The 3,241-nt window shown below is 50.5% G+C and carries 2 protein-coding genes; one reads left to right on the plus strand and one right to left on the minus strand.

The genetic code is table 11. The annotated features are described in order from the left end of the window. Window positions 1-2,619, plus strand: a 2,619-nt coding sequence (locus IQ256_RS28655; RefSeq protein ID WP_193859088.1) for an alpha-mannosidase, incomplete at its 5' end; no start/stop codon positions are given. Between the two features lie 30 nt (window positions 2,620-2,649). Here IQ256_RS28655 and IQ256_RS28660 read toward each other — a convergent pair. Then, window positions 2,650-3,060: a single-stranded DNA-binding protein gene (locus tag IQ256_RS28660; protein ID WP_193859089.1), complete on the minus strand. Its 411-nt coding sequence runs from the start codon at window positions 3,058-3,060 to the stop codon at window positions 2,650-2,652. Between the last annotated feature and the right edge of the window lie 181 nt (window positions 3,061-3,241).

Raw genomic sequence — 3,241 nt, forward strand, 5'->3', positions numbered from 1 at the left:
TCCCCCGACAGCGCCCTCAGTCTCTGGGGTACCCTCTCCACCCAAACTCCCATCCCCGCTGCTGTCCATCCTTTTCAACAGTCTCTCAGCGAGCTGCGGCGAAAGCTAAAGCACTACAGCCCAAAACTCAAATCCCGACAGATTCAATGCGTTGGCCACGCCCATCTTGACATGGCCTGGCTCTGGCCCATTGCCGATACTTGGGATGCCGCCGAACGCACCTTTCGCTCCGTTCTCGATCTGCAAGCAGACTTCCCCGAACTGACCTACACCCATTCCAGCCCCGCGCTCTTCGAATGGTTAGAACACAACCGCCCCGAACTTTTCTCACAGATCCAGGCCAAAGTGAAAGCAGGCAGTTGGAGCATAGACGCCGGACTTTGGATAGAGCCCGAACTCAACATCATCAGCGGAGAATCTATCGTTCGTCAGATCCTCTACGGTCAGCGCTACTGCCAAGAAAAATTCGGCCAAATGAGTAAAATTGCTTGGCTGCCTGACTCTTTCGGGTTCTGCTGGCAGCTTCCCCAGCTCCTCACTCAAGGTGGCATCGAAACCTTCGCCACTCTCAAACTCTCTTGGAACGACACCACAGAATTTCCACACCAGCTTTTCTGGTGGCAGTCCCCCGACGGCAGCCGCATCCTTAGCCTCATGCTCCCCTCCATCGGTACCGACATCGATCCGCTCAAAATGTCTACCCATGCCAAGAGCTGGGAAGATAGCACAGCCATAGCAAACACACTATGGCTCCCTGGGCTAGGCGATCACGGCGGTGGCCCCACCCGAGACATGCTAGAAAAAGCCCGGCGCTGGCAAAAGTCTCCCTTTTTTCCCCAGTTAAACTTCACCGCTCCTACTGACTACATAGAATCACTCCCCCACGCGCCTTCCATCGCACCGAAGACCAACGCCTCTCCTCTTCCCACTTGGAAATCCGATCTCTACCTCGAACTCCATCGCGGCTGCTATACCACCCACGCCGATCAAAAACGCAGTAATCGCCAAAGCGAAGATCTCCTCTATCAAGCAGAAGTCTTCGCCACTATCGCCCAGCTCACAGCTAATCGTCCCTATCCAAAAGCCGATCTTGAGGCAGCTTGGAAAGCCTTACTTTTCAACCAGTTCCATGACATCCTACCTGGCACCTCCATCCCCGAAGTTTTTGCAGAGGCAGACGAAGGTTGGAACCGGGTAAGACAGATTGGGCAGCGGGTGTTGGATGAGGGATTGAAGGCGATCGCATCCACCATCAAACTACCACCCCCGCCACATCCCACAGCAAAACCTATCCTCGTCTTCAACCCACTCACCTGGTCACGAGACGCCGTAATCAGCCTCGACTTATCGAAGCTAGATCCCAAGAAAAAGCAGTTCGACTGGATAGTTTATACGCCCGACTACCAGATTATTCCCAACCAAAACTCGCCCGAACTATCAAACAAACAGGCACCTCATCAAATCGCATTTTTAGCTTCAAACATTCCATCACTAGGCTACCAGTGCTACTGGATTTGCCCGGCTAACGGGTCCAAAGACGTGCCAAAGCTAACAGAGTATGTCCTCGAAAACGAATTTCTCCGCGTCTCTATCAACCCATTAACCGGACAAATTGCTAGCCTCTTAGAAAAAAGCACTCAAACAGAAACCTTCAGCGCACCAGGGAACCAGCTACAAATGTTTCGCGATCAAAGCGGCTATTGGGACGCTTGGAACATTGCTTCAGATTACGAAAATCATCCGCTACCCAACCCTGAGATCTTCTCAATTCAATGGCACGAAACCGGGCCGGTTAGGCAGTGTATACGGGTTACCTACGAGACAGAAGCTTCCTTCATTGCACAAGACTACGTACTTGATGCAGCTACACCGTTTCTTGTCGTCAACAGTCGAATCATCTGGGAAGAAACCCAAGTTCTATTGAAAGTAAACTTTCCGCTTGCCGTCTCGTCTGACGTAGCAACCTACGAAATACCTTTCGGAGCTATCACTAGAAAAACTGTCCCCCAAACCGCAGGAGAAAAAGCACAGTGGGAAGTACCCGCACTGCGCTGGGCTGATATAGGCGATCGCAACTTCGGGGTCAGCATTCTCACTGACTGTAAACACGGCTTCGATACTCAGTCGAACCAACTACGCCTCACACTCCTAAAATCTCCCGTCTGGCCCGATCCAGACGCTGATCGAGGCACCCATCAATTTACCTACGCTATATACCCTCACCCTGGCACCTGGCAAAAAGCCCGTACCGTCCAACATGCCAGGGCCCTGAACATTCCACCCATTACCTATTGGCCGCAAGAAACCATAGCCTGTACGGATCCAGATGTTTTGTGCGATCGTAGCTTTCTTACTATCCACAACGCCAACATCATCGTCTCTGCCCTGAAGCCGACAGAAGACAACCCAGACGAATTCATCCTACGCTGCTACGAAGCTCATGGAGAGACTACAAACCTCAGCGTTGAGAACGCTCTAGGGCTATCAAACCCATCAGCAAAACAAACTGATCGAGCCGACATCCTCGAAGCATCAATTCGCCATCATCAACCTGCACATATTAAACCTTGGCAAGTATCAACCTATTGTTTAAAACCAAAAAGCTCGGCTAACACCTAGCCGAGCTCCTCAGATACTAGCACCACTCTCTTAGCTGTCAGCAGCAGATAGCTCAAGGTTATCCACTGCTTCAGTGACAGCATCATCCGCTGATTCATCTGCACTACGAACGATATCAAGATCGATATCCAACACAGTCATGTTTAAGCCAGCCTTAGGGCTATTATCCACTCTTGAAAGAAAAGGACTAGGCTCAACGTTTCCTGTACAAATAATCAAAGATCCCTTCTTCAGATACGGCAGCGTTCGCCAAGCAACCGACTTCTCCCAGATGCTCAAAGACACCGTAAAAGACTCCTCACGATCTCGAACACCTCGAACATAGATAGTCGCCTTAGCAACGTTCGCCTTTCCACCACTCTTTAAATCAACTGTCTTAACCTCAGCATCCGCCGCCAAGTTTCCACTAACAATCCACTTGTTTAATCCAGCACTTGCCATACTCGTATTCCTTAATCACAGATATCTAGTCAGGCTAAGGATTCCCTGTATTAGAAGGTTCAGGAGTAGAGATGAACACGTAAAAAGGAAGCCTCTCTGAACTGAGTTGTCAGAGAGGCTTATGGATAATGGACCTGGCATCGAGCTATTTTAACAAGGGCTTACGCCCTAACTATCTTCG

This window comes from cf. Phormidesmis sp. LEGE 11477, assembly GCF_015207105.1.
Classification (GTDB): domain Bacteria; phylum Cyanobacteriota; class Cyanobacteriia; order Phormidesmidales; family Phormidesmidaceae; genus Phormidesmis.

Coding starts and splice junctions, on each gene's coding strand:
- IQ256_RS28660 (WP_193859089.1), bottom strand. CDS start 3,060: ATGGCAAGTGCTGGATTAAACAAGTGGATTGTTAGTGGAAACTTGGCG.